The sequence below is a fragment of the Kocuria sp. MNB10 genome, from assembly GCF_054073685.1.
Genome location: NZ_CM133411.1, coordinates 1394549 through 1411775 on the forward strand (window position 1 = coordinate 1394549; position 17227 = coordinate 1411775).

A 17227-nucleotide genomic window follows, 5' to 3' on the forward strand; every position below is an offset into this window, starting at 1 on the left:
GGGTGTTCAGCCCGCCCGACCCGCTCGCCCGTCCCACAGCCCCGTGGCGCGGGCGAGCAGGGGCGCTCCCAGCACGGGTTCCCGGTCCAACAGTGTGACCCGCAGTCCATGATCGCCCAGGCGTTCCCTGAGCTCCACGCCCACCGAGGTGGTTGCGAGCCCGCCTCCCATCACTACGGGGAGGGGCTCGCCCAGGTTCCTGGCCACGGTGATGCTCAGCTCCGCGAGGTGCGCGGCGGCCGCCGAGACCAACTCGCGAGCGGCGTCGTCGTGCGGGGCCAGCTCGATCACCGTGCGGGCCAGACCGGCCCAGTGGGTGCGGTCGGGGCGGTCGTGGAACGCCGCGATCAGCTCGGTGGGCGTGTCGACACCGGCGTGTCCCAACACGGCCCGAGCGAACCGGTCGTCCTCTGCGGGGGTCACGTCGCTCGCTCCCCGGTGCTGCGCGTCCCGCAGCACATGGCGCACCGCTTCCCGGCCGAGCCAGTACCCGCTGCCCTCGTCGCCGAGCAGGTAGCCCCAGCCCCCGGCGCGGGTCCCATGGCCGGAAGCGTTCACACCCCACGCCACGGAACCGGTTCCCGCGATCACCGCGATGCCCTCGGTGTGTCCGCCCGCGGCGAGGATCAGGCGGGTGTCATGCACCGCGATCACGGGCGTCTCCGACGCCGGGTAGGCGTCCGGTGCAGGGTGACCGTCCGCCGCCGAAAAAATGTCCGGCGCCGGGCCAGCGCCCGCTGCGGCCTCAGCCACGGAGCGAATGAGCTGCGTCAGTGCAGCGGCGTCGTGCGGGGTGTCCACACCGCCGGCGCCGGCGAGAACCGTGGTGCCGGGTGGCGGTTCCAAGCGGGCGAAGATCTCCCGCAGTGACTGGGCGGCCCGCTCCCGGCTGACGTTCTGCACGTTCGCACTGCCGGAACGAGCTTCGCGCACCGGGGAGTCCCCGCGGAACAGTACGCCGCGGGTGTGGGATCCGCCGATGTCCAGGCCCACGAGGAACCGGTTCACGGGTTCACGGGTTCCCCGGTCATCAATGCCTCAGCCCTCGACGGTGACTTCACCCATCTCATCCCAGCCGTCACCGTCGATCTGGCGGGAGATGATGCGCGGGGTGCGGACGAGGTACGGCGGGAACTTCTCGGTCATGGCGGTGAAGTGCTCGGACTTCACGTGGGCCTCGGCGGCGTCGTCCTCGAAGGCCTCCACGAGCACGTACTCGTTGGGGTTGTCCAGGCTGCGGGACCAGTCGAACCACTTGTTGCCCGGCTCCTGGCGGGTCGCGGCAGTGAAGTCCGCGACGATCTCGGGCCAGCGCTCGGCGTACTCGTCCTTGACCTCGAACTTGACCACGATGAAGATCATTGCACTGCTCCTGTCCTGGGGTGTGACACGTCCCGTGCCGGTTCCATGCCGTGCCCCAGTATAAGTCGGCGGCTCGCCGTCATGCGGCGTCACGGCGGCCGCGGGAGGAGCGAACCGTGGGCTAGTGTGCAGACATGAGTAGCGCACCTACCCATCTGCCCGTCACGCACGAGCAGCGTGTCACCGCTCGCCGCGCCGTGGTCGCGTCCTCGATCGGTAACGCGCTCGAGTGGTTCGACATCATCGTCTACTCGTCCCTCGCGGTCGTGATTTCCGCGCTGTTCTTCGAGTCGGATTCGATCGGACAGGTCACGGGCACCCTGCTGACGTTCGGTACGTTCGCGCTGTCGTACCTGATCCGCCCGCTCGGTGCCCTGGTGCTGGGCTCCTACGCGGACCGCCACGGTCGCCGCCCGGCCCTGACCATCACGATTGCCCTGATGATGCTCGGCACGCTCATCATGCTGCTCGCCCCCACGGCGGCGGTCATCGGCCCCGCGGCAGCGCTGCTCATCCTGCTCGCCCGCCTGATCCAGGGCTTCTCCGCCGGTGGCGAGTTCGGCACGGCCACCGCGTTCCTGATCGAGAACGCCCCCGACAAGCGCGCCTTCTACGGGTCGTGGCAAGTGGCGACCCAAGGCCTTGCGATCCTGATGGCCTCCGGTTTCGGGTTCGCGCTGCACACCCTGCTGAGCCACGACGCGCTGTACTCGTGGGGCTGGCGCATCCCTTACCTCTTCGGCCTGCTCATCGGCCCCGTGGGTCTCTACATCCGCTTGCGCATGGACGAGACCCCGGACTTCCGGGCGTTGCAGGACGAGCGTGCGCGAGCGGCGTCGTCGCCCTCGGAGAGCACGGGTACAACGACGCCGCCCCGCCCGTCCCTCGGGCGCGGTCCCCTCGCGCAGACCATCGTCCACTCCGCCGGCCGGTGGCTCACGGCCGCAGGTGTGGTGGGCCTGGCGTCCATGTCCGTGTACACGATCCTGTTCATGCCCACGTACTCGATCCAGAACTTTGACCTGCCCTCGTGGGCCGCGTACTTGGGCGGTGTGGTGGCCGGCGCGGTGACCCTGGTGGGCTCCCCGTTCGTGGGGCACCTCGCGGACCGCGTGGGACCTGCCCGGGTCATGCTCGTGGCCTCCGCGGTGGGCATCGTGGTGGTGTACCCGCTGTTCCTGTGGTTGGTCGCGGTCCCGACCGTGGCTACCCTAACCGTGGTGCAAGCGGTGCTGGGCGTGATCATGGCCCTGTACTTCGGCCCCATGCCCGCGCTGCTCACCGACATGTTCCCCACGCAGATCCGCACCACGGGGATGTCCGTGGCCTACAACCTGGGCGTCACGGTGTTCGGGGGATTCGCACCCCTCGTGCTCGCGTGGCTCGTGAGCTCCACCGGCTCTCTGACCTCACCGAGCATCTACTACGCGGTGGTGGCGGCCCTATCCCTGGTGTGCCTGCTGATCGCGCGCAAGCGGTTCGCGGTGCGGTGATCCGGACCCACTGCAGCCCCTGCTTTATCTGAGTAGAAGCAGGATTCGGTGCCCCGAAGCTGCTTTTGCTCCACTAATGCAGGGGTGGTGGGGCGGAGTGCACGACAGGCGCCGTTGCCGGCGGTGGGGCGGGCAGACGAAAGGCCCCCGTCGTGTTCACGACGAGGGCCCTCCGGTCGAAAGGTGGCGGGTGCGGATCTCAGCCCAGCCCGTCCTTCAGATTCTTGCCGGCGTCTTTGATGTTCTCCACGGACTGCTTGGCGCCACCGGAAGCTTTCTCCCCGGCACCCTCAGCTTGCAGATCTGCGTTGTCCGTGGCGTCACCAAGCTTTTCCTTGGCGGAACCGGAAGCCTTCTCCGCAGCATTACTGATCTTGTCACCGAGTCCCATAGGCACTTCCTTCCGTGGAGCGAACAGGTCCTCATAATCTAGACCCGACATCCCGGCCGGGGGAAGACATGGCGCGGAACAATTTCCTGGGAGCACCCGCTTCGAAAGCTCGGGAGTGGCGGGCCTTCCGGCCCGGGCGACTCACCGGAACCGCGGTGTCTGCCGAACCAAAAGACTCCGCCAGCCCGAGCGGCTCACTGGTAGGACACGAACCACGGCTTGGGCGTCAGCTCGAAGGTCTGCTTGGGGGTGAACGTGGGGGTGTCCTCGTCGTAGAAGTTCTTCCACGCCATGCGGATCCCCCGGGGCAGCTCGTGCTGCAGAGCGTCCCACGTGGACATCTTCAGATCCGGGGTGCCGTGTCCGTCCGCATGCAGGAGGAACGCGAGCTCGGGGTGGTCCGTCGTGATGGCCTCACGGTTCTGGATCATGGGCATGGAGAACTGGTGCAGGATCAGGGTCTTCTGGGGCAGGCCGTTCTCGGTCGTGAGCCGGGCGAGCCACTGCGTGGTCTCGTTGATCTCCTGAGCGCTCACGGACCCGATCTGCTGCAGCGGGTACTGCCCGGGCCCCAGCCGCCACTCGGGGTCCAGGGCCAGGCCCACGTTGGGCCGCTTGAGCAGTTCCTCGTACCGCTTGGCCTGGGACAGGAAGTCCGAGCGGCCGGGCTGCAGGTCCAGGACCACGTAGATCCCGTGCTTCTGCGCGGCCTCGATGTACGGCATGAGGCGCTCCACGGGAGCCTCGCTGGAGAAGTCGCCGTCCGGTCCCGGGTCGGAGGAGGCGGTGGTCGCGATGATCTCGAACGCCGGGATCACTTTCTCCTGGCTGTAGGGCTCGTACTGCTTGGCCAGCTCGATCGCCCGCTCGGCGGATTCCTCCGGCCCCTGCTCACCCAGCGCGCCCAGCCCCGGGGTGCCCGGGTGTCCGTAGAGCGCCACGAACCGGCGCTCGGGGAACAGGGTGGTGCCCCCGCCGATCAGCTCTGGCGGCTGGGTGGGCGTGGGTGTCGCGCTGGGCTGTTCGGTCGCGGTGGACGACGTCGCTGCGGTACCGTTCGCGGCGTCGTCGCCCCCCGCGTCGCCGCCGGAACCGCAACCGGTGAGCAGCAGCATGGCGCAGAGGGCGGAAAGGGCGGCGGGGGCGACGGAGCGCATGGTGCGTGACCTCGATCGGTAGGGGGAGCGCGGGGGAGTCGAGTGTGCTGGTTCCACGGTACGTGTTCGCGGGCGTGAACACCCGGAATCCCGGGGCGGGCGGGGCCGTATGACGGTGCGCTCAGCCCAGTGCCACGCGCTGCAGCAAGTCCAACAGGGTGGCCCGTTCGTCCTCGCTCAGGGGTGCCATTGTCCCGTCCGTGCAGCGGTCCACCGCGGCGCGCGCACGCCGGTAGAGCTCGCGGCCCTTGTCCGTGGGCTCGATCAACTTGGAGCGGCGATCATTGGGGTCGGTGCGCCGCACTACGGCCCCGCGACGCTCGAGGGAATCCACGATCAGCACGATCTGGCTGGGGTCCAGGACAAGGTACCTGCTCAGGTCCCGCTGGGACGGGTGCAGGTCCGAACACACGAGGGACAGGGCCGAGTAATGGCGCACCTTCAGGTCCAGTTCCCCCAGGGCCCGGTTGGCGGACGCGGAAGCCAGGGAACTCGCCCGGGCCATGAGGAACACCGGCTCGCTCGCGAGATCACTCGTCCTCAGGTCCGGCGCTGGGTCAAGGGCGTCCTGCGGAAGGGGGGTGGTCATGTCGCTGCTCCTGGGTGTCGTGTCGTGACGTGCTCCGTGCGGTGGGCGGGGGGTGGGACCGTCCGCCGAAGGATCATGGTGGATAATCTTAACCGTTGGTAATCTCAATTAAATACGGTCCCATGAAAGAAACATGCGGTGACGCCCATCACCGCCGGAGCAGAACCCCAGAGGGAGCATGTCATGACCGCCAGGACCGTTGTTCTGTTCGACGAGGTGGCCGAGCTCGCGGGGAAGGATTTGGGCTACTCCGAGCGGCGCGAGATCACCCAGGACCAGGTGAACCTGTTCGCGGACGCCACCGATGACCACCAGTGGATCCACACCGATTCGGAGAAGGCCGCGGACGGTCCGTTCGGTGGGCCCATCGCACACGGGTTCTTGACCCTGTCGCTGCTGATCCCCATGTGGTCCGAGCTCTTCGACGTGTCCGACGTGAAGACCAAGGTCAGCTACGGCGTGGACAAGGTCCGTTTCACGTCACCGGTGAAGGTGGGCGCACGCATCCGGATGACCTTGACCATCGCGGAGGTCTCGGAGGTCTCGGAGGTCAAGGGCAACGGCCTGCACCTCGTGGCGGATGCGACGATCGAGATCGAGGGGGAGGAGCGCCCCGCGGCGGTGGCGCGCTTCCTGAACCGGTTCTACAAGTAGGGTTCAGGGCCCCTCACTACATTCCTGCCCCGATAATGCACGCTACGACGCTGTGGCGTGCATTATCGGGGCACAGGTGTTCTCAGGGGTGGGTCCCAGGTCGTTCACTTCTCGGTTCTGTCCGCGATCCACTTCTGGAACACCGCGGAGTCCTGCTCGCCCAGCCCCCCATCGATGAGCTGTTGCGCCGCGGCCACGATGGGCCCGCCCAGCACCGACGTGGTTCCGGTGGCACGGGCGGCATCCAGGTACGCGGAGACGTCCTTGTGAACGAAGGCCGCCTGCGCGGACACCGAGTAGTCGTGGGCCACGAGCTTGGGAGTCTTGTCCGCCAGGATGGTGGATCCCGCGTAGCCGCCCTGGAGCAGGTCCAGCAGTGTGGCCAGGTCCAGTCCGGCCCGTTCGGCCACGACGCTGGCCTCGGAGATCGCCACGATCTCCGCCGCGCAGATCAGCTGGTTGCACGCCTTCGCTACCTGCCCGGCCCCCAGCGGCCCCAGGTGGACGGGGCGACCGCACGAGGACAGAACGTCCGAGACCAGGCCTGCGGCGGCGGCGTCGCCACCCACCATGACGGACAGGTCCCCGCGGATCGCCCCGGCCTCCCCGCCGCTGATGGGCGCGTCCACGAACTCGACACCCGAGGTGTCCCGGTGCCAGCGGGTGATGTCCACGGGGGAGACGGTGGAGCTGATCGCCAGGACCAGGCGGTCGTGGTCGGCGTCGCGCTCGCGGGCGCCCTCAGCGAGTTCTTCCAGCACGCCGTCGATTTCCGGGGCGCCGGGCACCAACAGGATCACGACGTCGCACTGGCGCGCCATGTGCCGCGGCGTGTCCACCGCGCGGGCCCCCGGGGCCTTGGGGAGGCTGCGATGCAGAACCACCACGTCGTGCCCGGCGCTGATGATGTGCCCGGCCATGGGCTTGCCCATGGATCCGAGACCGATGATTCCCACGGTGTGCGGTGACGGGCTCATGCTGCGGCTCCTCGCGACGGTGACGGGTGGTCCCATCATGCCCCGAATGCTGGCGCCGGCGTCCAGGGGTGGGGGCGAATTACCTCGAACAGAAATGCCGAAATGAGGATGGGCGTCGTACTGCCGGGAAAATTCTATGCAATCTTTGATTTGGTGGAACTGGGTGGCAGTGGGTTATCGCCATGGGAGGTGCCGAGGGTGCATCCAGCCCTTATGGGTGGGATATTTATGACTGGATTTATGACTGCATTACGTGCATTGCGGGGCCGCGCCCCAATATCCGGCGTCTCGAGCGTTTGGTCATCGGCGTCGGCGTGGATCATCCGGGTCAGATGGCCAGTTGGAGCCGCCGCACAGTGCGGATTTAAGGACACTTCCGAAAAAGTAAATGAGGCCAGCAACCAGAAGGATAAGCAATATCGAACCGATAAGAATGGCTAGGTGATCCATTATTCACTCCTCGCACGTCGTGAAGTCCATTGTCATGTGTATTGATGGGGATTCAGTCTAGCAGGATCACCCTCATGAAAATAGTGTGGTACTTCATTCGCATTTCTTCTTCGAAACGGACAGGGAATGCCGGCCATTGATTGGGCGATGCACGGGGGTAGGTCATGGAGCCTCCCGCAGTCATGCTCACCACCCGCACCCGGGGGCGTAATGACATCTCACGGAGGGGCGGTCTGGGGCTGGAACCGCCGGGCCCACCCGGAGGGACGAGGGAACCGGTGGGGCCGATGGTACGACCGAACGGAAGACCGAGCACCCGCACCACGGTGTGGCGCTCGAGCTGACCGACGGCACACTGTTCACGACCCAGGGCACGGAGGATGAACGGCACACCGCGCGCGTGCTTGGCAAGGACGGCGCCGTCAAGGCCGAGACGACGGACTGCCCGGGCGTGCACGGTGAGGCGGCGGCCGCGCCGGGAGCGAGCACCGACACCGTGATGGCGGGTTGCGAGAACGGGCCCGTGATCTATCGGGACGGGACGTTCCACAAGGTGGCCGTGGCGGACGCCTACGCGCGCTCGGGCAACCTCGCAGGTTCGGAGAGGTCGCCGATCGTGCTCGGCGACTACAAGGTGGACGAGGATGCCGAGCAGGAGTGCCCCACGCGAGTGGCCCTCTTCGACACCCGGGACGGGTCGCACCGGCTGGTGGACCTGAGCTCGTCCTACTGGTTCCGTTCGCTGGCCCGCGGGCCGGAGGGTGAGGCTTTGGTGCTCACGTACGACGGCAAGCTCAACGTGATCGACGTGGAGTCCGGAAAGGTGGTCCGGAAGATCGACGTGATCCAGTCGTGGGAGGAGAAGGCGGACTGGCAGGAGGCGGGTCCCGCGATCAAGGTGGCCGGCTCGAGCGCCTACGTGACCGACGCGCAGAACAAGAAACTGCACGTGGTGGATCTAACCAAGGGTGAAGTGGCCAAGACCATCGACCTGCCGCAGACGCCGGTGGAACTCGCGGTGGTGACGGGCAAACCGGAGGCTCCGGCGCGGGAGGAGAAGGCGCACGGACACGTTTCCCACGAGGGTCACGACCATGCCCACGACGACGCCTCTCCCTCAGCGGGTGCCCCTGCGGACGCCGGAGGTCACGGCGGGCCCGGGCGCTGACGGTCCCGGATGATGTGCTCCTCGATCACTGGAACAGATCGGGCAGTGGCCCCGTGGACGCCATCACGCGTCCACGGGGCCACTGCATTGTCAGGTCGTCTCGGTCAGGTTCAGTCCGCTACCGACGTGAACGCACCGTGCGGGTGCGCCAGTTCGTCATCTGACGGAACCGGTCCGATGGCGTCCCACAGTTCGACCCACGCGCCGTCCTCGATGCGCCACAGTTCGCAGAAGAAGTGGCGGTCACCGGCGATGGATCCTTCCGAGAACGTCAGGACGAAGTTCCCGTCAGCCACCGTGCGGTGCAATGTGTCGTAGGTCAGTGCAGAACCGTCCTCCTTGAGTTGTTTCAAGAAGTCGACCATGTTCTGCACACCGTCGGCGATGTCACCCGAGTGCTGCGTGAACCGCCCGTCCGAACGCGTGAAATCGCCCGCGGCGTCGTAGTCCTGGCCCTGTAAGAACGTAGCCCAGGCCCGCTTGACGAACTCCCTGTTGGCCTCGGTATCGGCGGATGTGTCCACCTCCGTGGGGCCGTCCAGCTGGGTGTGGCCCGACTCGTTGGGTGGTGTCTGATCCACCAGGCCGTCCCAGTGCTCCACGATCTTGCCGTCGGCCACGCGGTAGATGTCGAACCCCACGAACACGGTGTCCGGATCCAACCCGGGATAGGCACCGTGCAGCGCGACCAAACCGGCCTTTTCGTCCACGACTACGCGCGCGACGTCGTGCCGCAGACCCTCGCCCGCGTCGGTGACCAGCTCCCGCAGGCCTTCCTTACCGTTGGCCACGAGCGGCGAATGCTCCACGTAGTCCTCGGCGAAATTGCGGCCCAGGGTGCTCAGGTCGTGTTCGGTGAACAGCTCGCGGTCAGCGGTGAGCACGAGTTCTCGAATGTCGGTCATGATGCGCTCCTTCCTTCGTTCGTTCCCGCCGTCAGTCCAACGAGCTCATCACGTGCTTGACGCGGGTGTACTCCTCCACGGCGTACTTGGAGAGGTCCTTGCCGTAGCCGGAGTGCTTGAAGCCGCCGTGGGGCATCTCGGCGACCAACGGGATGTGGGTGTTGATCCATACGCAGCCGTAGTCCAGATCGCGGGACATCCGCAACGCGCGGCCGTGATCCTTGGTCCACACGGACGACGCCAATCCGTATTCCACCCCGTTCGCCATCTCCACGGCCTGCTCCTCCGTGGAGAAGGTCTGGACGGTGATGACGGGACCGAAGATCTCATTCTGAATGGCCTCGTCCTCCTGCTTGAGATCCGCCACGATGGTCGGCTCGAAGAAGAAGCCGGGCCCGTCCGCCTGCTTGCCGCCCGTGGTCACGGTGGCGTGCTCCGGCAAACGATCGATGAACCCGGACACCTGTTCGAGCTGCTTGGCGTTGTTGAGCGGGCCGTAGAGGATGTCCTCCTTGTCCGGGGTGCCGAATGCCGTGTCCTTCGCGGCCTGGGTGATCTTCTCCAGGAACTCGTCACGGACCGATCCCTCCACGAGGATGCGGGTGGAGGCGGTGCAGTCCTGGCCGGCATTGAAGAAACCGGCTTCTGCGAGCGTGGCGGCGGCGGAGTCCAGGTCCGCGTCCCCGAACACCACGCAGGGCGCCTTTCCGCCCAGTTCCAAGTGAGCGCGCGTGAGGTTCTTCGCTGCGGATGCGGCGACAGCCAGACCGGCTCGGATCGAGCCGGTGATGGAGACGAGTCCCGCCGTGCGGTGTGACACGACCGTTTCCCCGGTCTTGGCATCGCCCAGGACGATGTTGAAGGTGCCTTCAGGAAGGAACTCCGAGGCGATTTCAGCGAACAGCAGTGTCGACTCCGGAGTCGTGTCCGATGGTTTCAACACGATGGTGTTGCCTGCGGCCAGGGCTGGCCCCACTTTCCAGACGGCCATCATGAGGGGATAGTTCCACGGCGTCACCTGGCCCACCACGCCGATCGGTTCCCGGCGGATCACGGAGTTGAGACCCTCCATGTATTCGCCACTCGCGAGGCCCTCCATCAAGCGGGCTGCGCCGGCGAAGAAGCGGATCTGGTCCGCGGAGACATCGACTTCCTCGGACTGGATCAGGTACTTGGGTTGGCCCGTGTTGCGAGATTGCGCGTCCACGAGTTCGGACCCCCGTGCTTCGAGGGCGTCGGCGATGCGCAGCATGGCGAGTTGTCGCGCACCGGGGGTCATGCGCCCCCATGTCTTCGATGCTTTAGCGGCTGCCTCGTACGCGGCATTCACATCTTGCTCGTTCGAGTTGGGGGACTGTTCCGTCACCTCACCGGTAGCCGGGTTGACCAGGTCGAAGGATTCCTCGGATGCGGATTCCACATAGGTGTTGTTAATGAAGTTCTTGAGCATGAGTGCTCAACCCCCGTTCTCAACTGCCTCTGCGTCTTTCGCAGATGCTTCGGGGCTCACGTCCTTGTGAAGCCCCGCTCCCACCGTACCCACCGCGGCGTGAGATTGCTCACAAAGAGCCAGGGGTTCCCGTGTGCGCGCCGAAACCAGCACAGGGATGGTTTGGTGATGGTTCATGACCCGGGTGATCCATTGACCCCACTGGGGGCAGGCGGGAGCGACGTCGTCGTCCCCGAGTACCGTGGACCCCATGAACGCCCCAGCCAACGAACCCGGTAGCGCCCGCCTGGACGTGTGGTTGTGGTCGGTGCGGTTGTTCAAGACCCGCTCCGCCGCCACGACCGCGTGCCGCGCGGGACACGTGCGGCTCAACGGCGCCCCCGTGAAGGCCGCCCAGCCGGTGCGGGTGGGGGATCGGGTGAGTGTGCGCCGCCCGGGGTGGCAGCAGGAGTTCCAGGTCACCAAGCTCATCGTCAAGCGTGTGGGCGCCCCCGTGGCGGCCCAGTGCTACATCGACCACTCCCCGCCGCGGCCCGCGGAACTCAGCGTGCCGGTGGCCCGCCGGGACCGTGGGGCGGGGCGGCCCACCAAGAAGGACCGCCGCGAGCTCGAAAGGCTCAGGGGCCTGCGTTAGTCCTTGTGCGCCGTCGTACCCGCGGCCACCTGAGGGGGGCCGGGATCCACCCAGCCCCGGAACCCACCGTGGGTCAGCAGGGTGCGGGTGCGGGGATCGATCAGCGCCAGGTAGAGCGTGAAGGCCACCGTGATCACGAACGCCACCTGGGACACGCTCACGCTGAGGTCGATGAACGGCCACACGGACAGCTGGTCCTGGGCACCGAAGACCACGAAGAACGTGATCACGATGTACAGGATGCGGATCTGCCAGTTGTCCTTGATGCCGGTCGCGGCCAGCAGGGGGATGAGCCACAGGATGTACCAGGGCTGGATGATGGGGGACAGCAGCACCACGGCGGAGAACGCGAGGGCCATCCGCCGCACGATCCTGCGGTCCTCGCCCACGAACATCAGCACGAGGACCAGGGCGATGGCCGCGTACTGCAGCACCTGACGGAACACCGATGCGAGGGCGTCCCCCGGCAGGCCGAAGAAGTTTCCCACGCGCTCCACCTGTTGTCCCAGGAACCCGGACGGCGAGTACCCCGTGTACCCCGGGGTGGGGTCCAACAGGGCCCAGGCCCAGCCCAGACCGAGGTTATCCGCGTAACCGCTCACCGCGAGGATCCCGAAACTGAGGAGCGCGGTGGCCGCCCAGATGACGAACCGCCGCGGCCACGAGGCACCCTTGCCCGCCCAGAGCAGACCGATGAACGGCAGCAGCAGGATGGTGATGGGTTTGATCCCGATGGACCCCGTGACCAGAAGTATGCCCAGCAGGGGATATTTTGTGGCCGCGGCGTATACGCCGGCCACGGCGAGGCCCACCATGAGTGCGTCGTTGTGGGCGCTGGCCACGAAGCTGATGAGGAACAGCGGGTTGGCCACGGCGATCCAGAGAGCCCGGGCACCGTTGATCCCGTGCAGGCGCGCGAGCTTGGGCACGTAGATCATGCACAGCACCACTCCCACGTACGCCACCGCCCGGAACAGCATCACGGAGGCGTCCGGCTGGGCGTTGGTCAACCGGACGACCCCGGCGGCGATCCACAGGAAGTAGGGGCCGTACGGGGTGCGGGCCTCCGCCCATTCCGGATCCGCGCCCAGCATGAACCAGTTGTCGAGCGAGGAGATCCCCTCCACGTACGGGTCCTTGCCGGCCAGCATCAACCGGCCCTGACCGATGTACGCGTACACGTCCCGCGAGTAGATGGGAACGGCGAGGAACAGGGGCAGGGACCATGCGATCACGGCGATCATCACGGTGCGCAACGACCCGTGCGGCCATCCCCGCAGGCGTTGACCGAGGCGCAACCACGATCGGATGAGCAGCATGGCGCCCACGGTGAGCAGCACGGTGCACCCGTACACGCCCCACACGTTCACGCGCAGTTCGATGACCAGGGGGTGCCGGACCATGGGGGAGCCGTTGGCGATCCACCCGGTCCCCACGGACCCCACGAGCATCATGAGCGAACCAATGACGCCCTGGATGATCGCCATGTGGGCGCGCGAATCATTCTTGGCGGTGGAGCCGGTGTGCGCGGGAGAGGGGCGAGAACCGGTCGCGGTCATGGATTCCAGCCCCCTCAGCCAACCAGTGGTGGGCGAGCCGAGGTGTCCAGCGGCTCCGACCCCTGACTTTACAGGACGGTTTGCACTCGAACAGTGCGCGTTCTGGGGGTTCCTTGGGGGCGGGGTGAGCGCATCATGGCGCCGTATGCGGTCCCCGGAGTGGTTCCCCATAGAATCGGAACCGGTATGTCCGAGGCGCCGGGACCCTCGGGCGCCGCACGCCCCGAACAGGACCAGTGCACACCCCCGGACCAGAACAGAATCCCGCGCGCATTCGGACAAGGACCTCATCCGTGCCCACAGAGAGATATTTCACGGCCGTTACCCGGGCACGGGACGCCGTGCTCCCCCGCGCCGCGCAGGATCGTCTGATGACACCGGGCGCGCTGCTCGTGGGGTTCCTGCTGGTGCACGTGGGCTTCCTGATTTTTGCCCTGATCGTCTCGCTGCAGGGCAATGCCTTCAGCGACACCAACATCTACCGCGCGTGGGCGGAAGCGGGTTTCGACGACCGCAACATCGCGTACGGTCCCAGCCCCTGGGTGTACCCCGTGCTCGCGCAGATCCCCATGGGACTCGCGGGCATCGCGGGACCGGGCCCGTACTTCTTCCTGTGGGTGCTCATCATCGCGGTGCTCAACGCCGTGGCCATGGGCAAGCTGACCGACTGGGGTCGTAACCGCGCCGCCCTGCCCGCTGGCTGGTGGTGGCTCGTGTTCATCCTGCTCATGGGCTGGCTGGGCTTTGCGCGCGTGGACGGTCTCACGGCCCCGCTCGTGCTGCTGGGTCTGGTCTACGGGGTGTCCCGCCCGTTCGCGGCCTCCGCGATCCTCAGCCTGGCCACGTGGATCAAGGTCTGGCCGGCCGCCGTCGTGATCGCCCTGTTGACCGCCGCACGACGCCGCGGCGCCGTGTTGCTCGCCGGGATCCTGGTCACGCTGTTCGCCGTGGCGGCCGCGTTCGTGTCCGGATCACCGCGCCAGATCGCGGACTTCATGACCCAGCAGGGCGACCGCGGCATGCAGCTCGAGGCCACGTTCAGCACCCCGTGGCTGTGGCTCTCGGTGCTGGGTGTGGGTGATTCCCGCATGTACATGAACACGGACATCAACTCGATGCAGGTCAGCGGCCCCGGCTCGGACGTGATGTCCCGGCTCATGCAGCCGCTGTTCGTGGTGGCCGCCGTGGTGGTCGTGGTGCTGATCGCCCGCGGGCTGCGTCGCGGCGTGCACGCCGGTGCCCTGGACCGCACGGCCCTGTTCCTCGCGGGTTCGCTGACCATGGTCACGGCCTTCATCGTGTTCAACAAGGTGGGCTCGCCCCAGTTCATGGTGTGGCTGGGCCCCGTGATCGCGGTGGGCCTGGTGCACAACTGGAAGGTGTGGCGCACCCCGGCGTTCCTCGCGGTGTTGATCGCGATCGCCACGTTCTTCATCTACCCGCTCTTCTACACCGCGCTGAGCCACAACAACCCCGTCATGGCCGGCGTGCTGACCCTGCGCAACCTGCTGCTCGTGGTCCTGCTGGGGTGGTCCGCACGCGGGCTGTACCGGCTGGGGTCCTCCGGGCCCGCCGGTTCCGCCGCGAAGGGAGGCCCGGTTGCCGGCCCGCACGCCTGACGACGACGCGGCTCCCGCCCCCGGGGACGCCCACCGCACCTCGGTGCCGCGCACGGGTGCCCCCGCGGCACCCACTGGCGGAGCCACGGCGCACCCCGAGGCTGCCTCTGCCGACGACGCCGCTCACTCGGTGACGGGCGCGCGGCCCGGGCCGCAGCGTCGTCGTCCGCCGGAGTGGCTGAACCGCCCCGCCGCCGTGTGGGTGGGCTTCGCGGTGGTGCACGTGTACTTCCTGTGCTGGATGGCAACGTTCTTCCTGCACGGGTGGGCCTTCAGCGACACCGAGCAGTACCGCGAATGGGCGATGGCCGGGTACAACGCGCCCGACCAGGGTTCCGTCAGCCCGTGGGTCTACCCCGTGCTCGCGCAGATGCCCATCATGTTCCCGAGGATCGCGGGCTACGACCTCTACCTTCTGGCGTGGACGCTCATGATCACCGCATTGAACGCCGTGGCCATGTGGTTCCTCCTCCACCGCGCCCCGCGCAGCGGTGTGCTGGCCGGGTGGTGGTGGGTCGTCTTCACCGTGTTCCTGGGGTACCTCAGCTTCGCGCGTGTGGAGGGTGTGGCGGCGCCGATCGTGTTCATCGGCCTGCTCTACGCCGTGCGCCATCCGGTGGTGGGATCGGCGCTGCTGAGCATCGCCACGTGGATCAAGGTGTGGCCGGCCGCGGTGCTGCTGGCCATGGTCATCGCGCTCAAACAGCGCGTGCGCATCATCACGGCGGGCGTGGTGGTCACGCTGTTCGTGGTGCTGGGCGTGCTGGTGCTCGGCGGGATCGAGCGGATCGCGGACTTCCTGCTCAACCAAGGTTCCCGCGGGATGCAGCTCGAGGCCACGTTCTCCACGCCGTGGGTGTGGGCCGCTGTCCTGGGGCTCGCCGACTCCCGGATCGCGGACAACACCGCGATCAACTCCACCGAGGTCTACGGTCCCGGTGTGGAGGTCATGGCTTCCCTCATGCAGCCGCTGCTGCTCATGGCCGTTCTCGTTGCCGCGGTGCTGCTCATCCGGGCACTGCGGCGCGGTGCGGACAGGGCGCGCCTGGTCCACGCCGGATCCTTGCTGCTGACCATCGTGCTGATCGTGTTCAACAAGGTGGGCTCCCCGCAGTTCATGATCTGGCTGGCCCCAGTGATCATGGTGGGTCTGCTGCACGACCGCGTCCGGTGGCGCATCCCGGCCTTACTGACCCTGGGCATCGCGGCGACCACGTTCGTGATCTACCCGCTGTTCTACACGCCGCTGATCCACGCGAACCCGGTCATGGCCGGGGTGCTGACCCTGCGTAACGTGCTGCTCGTGATCCTCCTGGGTTGGACCGTGCGGCGGATCTGGCAGCTGGGTGCGCCCGCGGCGGCCGGGGCCCGGCCCGGTGCCACTGTGTTGAATGCGGAGGAGCCAAGCGCCAAAGATAAGAAGTCATCCCCGCGACGATAGCCAAACGCCGGAGAAGCTCCCCGTGGCGGTCGTTGAGCGTTAGGAGTCGTCCCCGCGCCTCGTGAGCCGGTTTTTGGCGTACCCCCACAGCGAGGGCGCCTCCTCGGGCTGCCGGGCCTCCGCATTGCGCAACCGGTCCTCCCGCTTGTCGCGGTGGCGTTGCATGTGGTCCTCGTAGCGCTTCTGGTTGAGCCGCTGCTGTTCCTGCTCCGCGGCCTCCCCCTGCGGATCCGTCTCATAGCCGTCCCGCGGGTCGGTGCGCTGCGAATCACGTACCACCCGGGGGGCGGTGGCGTGCGTGTCCGCCCGTTCGGCCTCGACCACGCGCGGGAGCCTCCGCCGGATCGCCTCGCGCTCCGCCCGCTCCGCCAACCGTCGCTGCGACGCACTCATCCGGCGGGGCTCGGTGTACCGGTCGCGGATCTTCTCGATCACGGGTAGCTCGTCGGTGGTCTCGTACGGCTCCTCCGGGTCGTCGACCTCGTACGACGACGGCGCCGCTCGCTCCCGTACGTGCGGCGCCGCGGCGTCGTCGTCCGTGACGTAGGAGACCCGGGTGACGGGGTGGTGTGCGGTGTCCTGGTCCCGCAGCGGGGTGACACGCGGGAAGGAACCGGTGTCGACTTCCCGCGGCGCCTGCCACGGCGTGTCCGCGAAGACGCGGTGGCTGCGCCAACCCCGGAAGAGTTTCCAGCCGAGGTAGAGCACGCCCAGCAGCAGGACGGCGGCGGGTTCGGCGTAGCCCGTGGAGTAATAGATCGAGGCCGCGATGAGCGCCACGATCCCCGCACCCAGGGGCACGAGGGCCGCGGGCGACTGAACGGGCAGCAAACCCAGGAGATCACGGGTGTAGCGGCTGTCGTGACGACGACCGTGCACCGTGTGGGCCCGGATCTTCACGCCCGGGGGAGTGTGCTGCGAGAGTCGGTGCGTGGTGACCGGGGGATCCTCCGGGTCCTCGGGCTCGAGCACCACGGTGCGGGCGCGCCCGGCGGCCAACGCCGCCCTATTGGTCGCCAGAAAGCCGGCGAGCAGTAGATACACGCCCATGGTCAGAAGCACGTAGGGCAGCATTACCGCCACGACCAGGGCGATCACACGCCAGACCCAGGCCACGTCCCCGGCCGGGAAGTTCTCGAAACGGAAGGGTCCGTGGGTTACCCACAGGAGAAGCGCCCCGAGGATCACGGCTCCCACCCCGTTGCGCACGGCGTGCACGCGCAACCGCGGCCAACCGCGAGCCGACCGCGCGGCCCGGCGCTGTTCGCGTGTGCGCATGAGGACTCCTGTGATCCCGGGGAAAAGGGTGCTCCCAGGGTATGTGGTGCGGGGGACACGCACGAGGACTCAGGGGTGGGACGCACGGGCCGTACTTGCA

The 17227-nt window shown here is 67.4% G+C and carries 16 protein-coding genes; 6 read left to right on the top strand and 10 right to left on the bottom strand.

The window, feature by feature from the left end:
* Positions 1–6: 6 nt before the first annotated feature.
* Both ACW9PK_RS06270 and ACW9PK_RS06275 read right to left on the bottom strand, forming a co-directional pair.
* The gene (locus ACW9PK_RS06270) at positions 7–1008 is read right to left on the bottom strand and encodes an N-acetylglucosamine kinase (RefSeq protein WP_457017097.1); all 1002 of its coding nucleotides are present in this window, start codon (positions 1006–1008) and stop codon (positions 7–9) included.
* Positions 1009–1038: 30 nt separating this feature from the next.
* Positions 1039–1362 (bottom strand): putative quinol monooxygenase, encoded by a 324-nt coding sequence (locus ACW9PK_RS06275; RefSeq protein ID WP_064845396.1) that lies wholly within the window; start codon positions 1360–1362, stop codon positions 1039–1041.
* Positions 1363–1496: 134 nt separating this feature from the next.
* Here ACW9PK_RS06275 and ACW9PK_RS06280 point away from each other — a divergent pair, with 134 nt between their 5' ends.
* Complete coding sequence (locus tag ACW9PK_RS06280; RefSeq protein WP_206399078.1) at positions 1497–2855, top strand: MFS transporter; 1359 nt, start codon at positions 1497–1499, stop codon at positions 2853–2855.
* A gap of 199 nt (positions 2856–3054) precedes the next feature.
* Here the strand turns inward: ACW9PK_RS06280 and ACW9PK_RS06285 are convergent, their stop codons facing one another.
* The 3 genes from ACW9PK_RS06285 to ACW9PK_RS06295 all read right to left on the bottom strand — a co-directional run bounded on the left by ACW9PK_RS06285 (position 3055) and on the right by ACW9PK_RS06295 (position 4992).
* Entirely contained in the window at positions 3055–3246 is a 192-nt protein-coding gene (locus ACW9PK_RS06285; protein WP_035965533.1) for a CsbD family protein, read from the bottom strand.
* Positions 3247–3440: 194 nt separating this feature from the next.
* Positions 3441–4403 carry a hypothetical protein gene (locus ACW9PK_RS06290; protein WP_239320055.1) on the bottom strand — a complete coding sequence of 321 codons (963 nt, stop codon included), beginning with the start codon at positions 4401–4403 and terminating at the stop codon, positions 3441–3443.
* 121 nt (positions 4404–4524) lie between these two features.
* On the bottom strand, positions 4525–4992 hold the full coding sequence (locus tag ACW9PK_RS06295) for a MarR family winged helix-turn-helix transcriptional regulator (protein ID WP_144931903.1): 468 nt from the start codon (positions 4990–4992) through the stop codon (positions 4525–4527).
* Between the two features lie 183 nt (positions 4993–5175).
* Between ACW9PK_RS06295 and ACW9PK_RS06300 the strand changes: the two genes are divergently transcribed.
* Complete coding sequence (locus ACW9PK_RS06300) at positions 5176–5646, top strand: MaoC family dehydratase (protein ID WP_457017101.1); 471 nt, start codon at positions 5176–5178, stop codon at positions 5644–5646.
* 104 nt (positions 5647–5750) lie between these two features.
* Here the strand turns inward: ACW9PK_RS06300 and ACW9PK_RS06305 are convergent, their stop codons facing one another.
* Positions 5751–6623, bottom strand: coding sequence for an NAD(P)-dependent oxidoreductase (locus ACW9PK_RS06305; RefSeq protein ID WP_368844257.1), 873 nt, complete (start codon positions 6621–6623; stop codon positions 5751–5753).
* A 778-nt stretch (positions 6624–7401) separates the two neighbouring features.
* On the opposite strand from ACW9PK_RS06305, the gene ACW9PK_RS06310 reads away from it, so the two are divergent.
* The gene (locus tag ACW9PK_RS06310; RefSeq protein WP_457017103.1) at positions 7402–8241 is read left to right on the top strand and encodes a hypothetical protein; all 840 of its coding nucleotides are present in this window, start codon (positions 7402–7404) and stop codon (positions 8239–8241) included.
* A 110-nt stretch (positions 8242–8351) separates the two neighbouring features.
* Here ACW9PK_RS06310 and ACW9PK_RS06315 read toward each other — a convergent pair whose 3' ends face one another.
* A complete protein-coding gene (locus ACW9PK_RS06315) occupies positions 8352–9146 on the bottom strand; it encodes a nuclear transport factor 2 family protein (protein ID WP_457017105.1) in 795 nt (264 codons plus the stop codon).
* A 31-nt stretch (positions 9147–9177) separates the two neighbouring features.
* Positions 9178–10596 carry a gamma-aminobutyraldehyde dehydrogenase gene (locus tag ACW9PK_RS06320; RefSeq protein WP_085106739.1) on the bottom strand — a complete coding sequence of 473 codons (1419 nt, stop codon included), beginning with the start codon at positions 10594–10596 and terminating at the stop codon, positions 9178–9180.
* 250 nt (positions 10597–10846) lie between these two features.
* Here ACW9PK_RS06320 and ACW9PK_RS06325 point away from each other — a divergent pair, with 250 nt between their 5' ends.
* Positions 10847–11230: an RNA-binding S4 domain-containing protein gene (locus ACW9PK_RS06325; protein ID WP_035960951.1), complete on the top strand. Its 384-nt coding sequence runs from the start codon at positions 10847–10849 to the stop codon at positions 11228–11230.
* Here ACW9PK_RS06325 and mptB read toward each other — a convergent pair.
* On the bottom strand, positions 11227–12789 hold the full coding sequence (gene mptB, locus ACW9PK_RS06330; RefSeq protein WP_144997489.1) for a polyprenol phosphomannose-dependent alpha 1,6 mannosyltransferase MptB: 1563 nt from the start codon (positions 12787–12789) through the stop codon (positions 11227–11229). The two genes, ACW9PK_RS06325 and mptB, sit on opposite strands and share 4 nt — an antisense overlap.
* Positions 12790–13082: 293 nt before the next feature.
* On the opposite strand from mptB, the gene ACW9PK_RS06335 reads away from it, so the two are divergent.
* Together ACW9PK_RS06335 and ACW9PK_RS06340 are read left to right on the top strand one after the other, a co-directional pair.
* The gene (locus ACW9PK_RS06335; protein WP_457017109.1) at positions 13083–14408 is read left to right on the top strand and encodes a glycosyltransferase 87 family protein; all 1326 of its coding nucleotides are present in this window, start codon (positions 13083–13085) and stop codon (positions 14406–14408) included.
* Between the two features lie 130 nt (positions 14409–14538).
* Positions 14539–15849 (top strand): glycosyltransferase 87 family protein, encoded by a 1311-nt coding sequence (locus ACW9PK_RS06340; RefSeq protein ID WP_457017171.1) that lies wholly within the window; start codon positions 14539–14541, stop codon positions 15847–15849.
* Positions 15850–15888: 39 nt separating this feature from the next.
* On the opposite strand, the gene ACW9PK_RS06345 is transcribed toward ACW9PK_RS06340, so the two are convergent.
* The gene (locus tag ACW9PK_RS06345; protein ID WP_313362475.1) at positions 15889–17127 is read right to left on the bottom strand and encodes a hypothetical protein; all 1239 of its coding nucleotides are present in this window, start codon (positions 17125–17127) and stop codon (positions 15889–15891) included.
* Between the last annotated feature and the right edge of the window lie 100 nt (positions 17128–17227).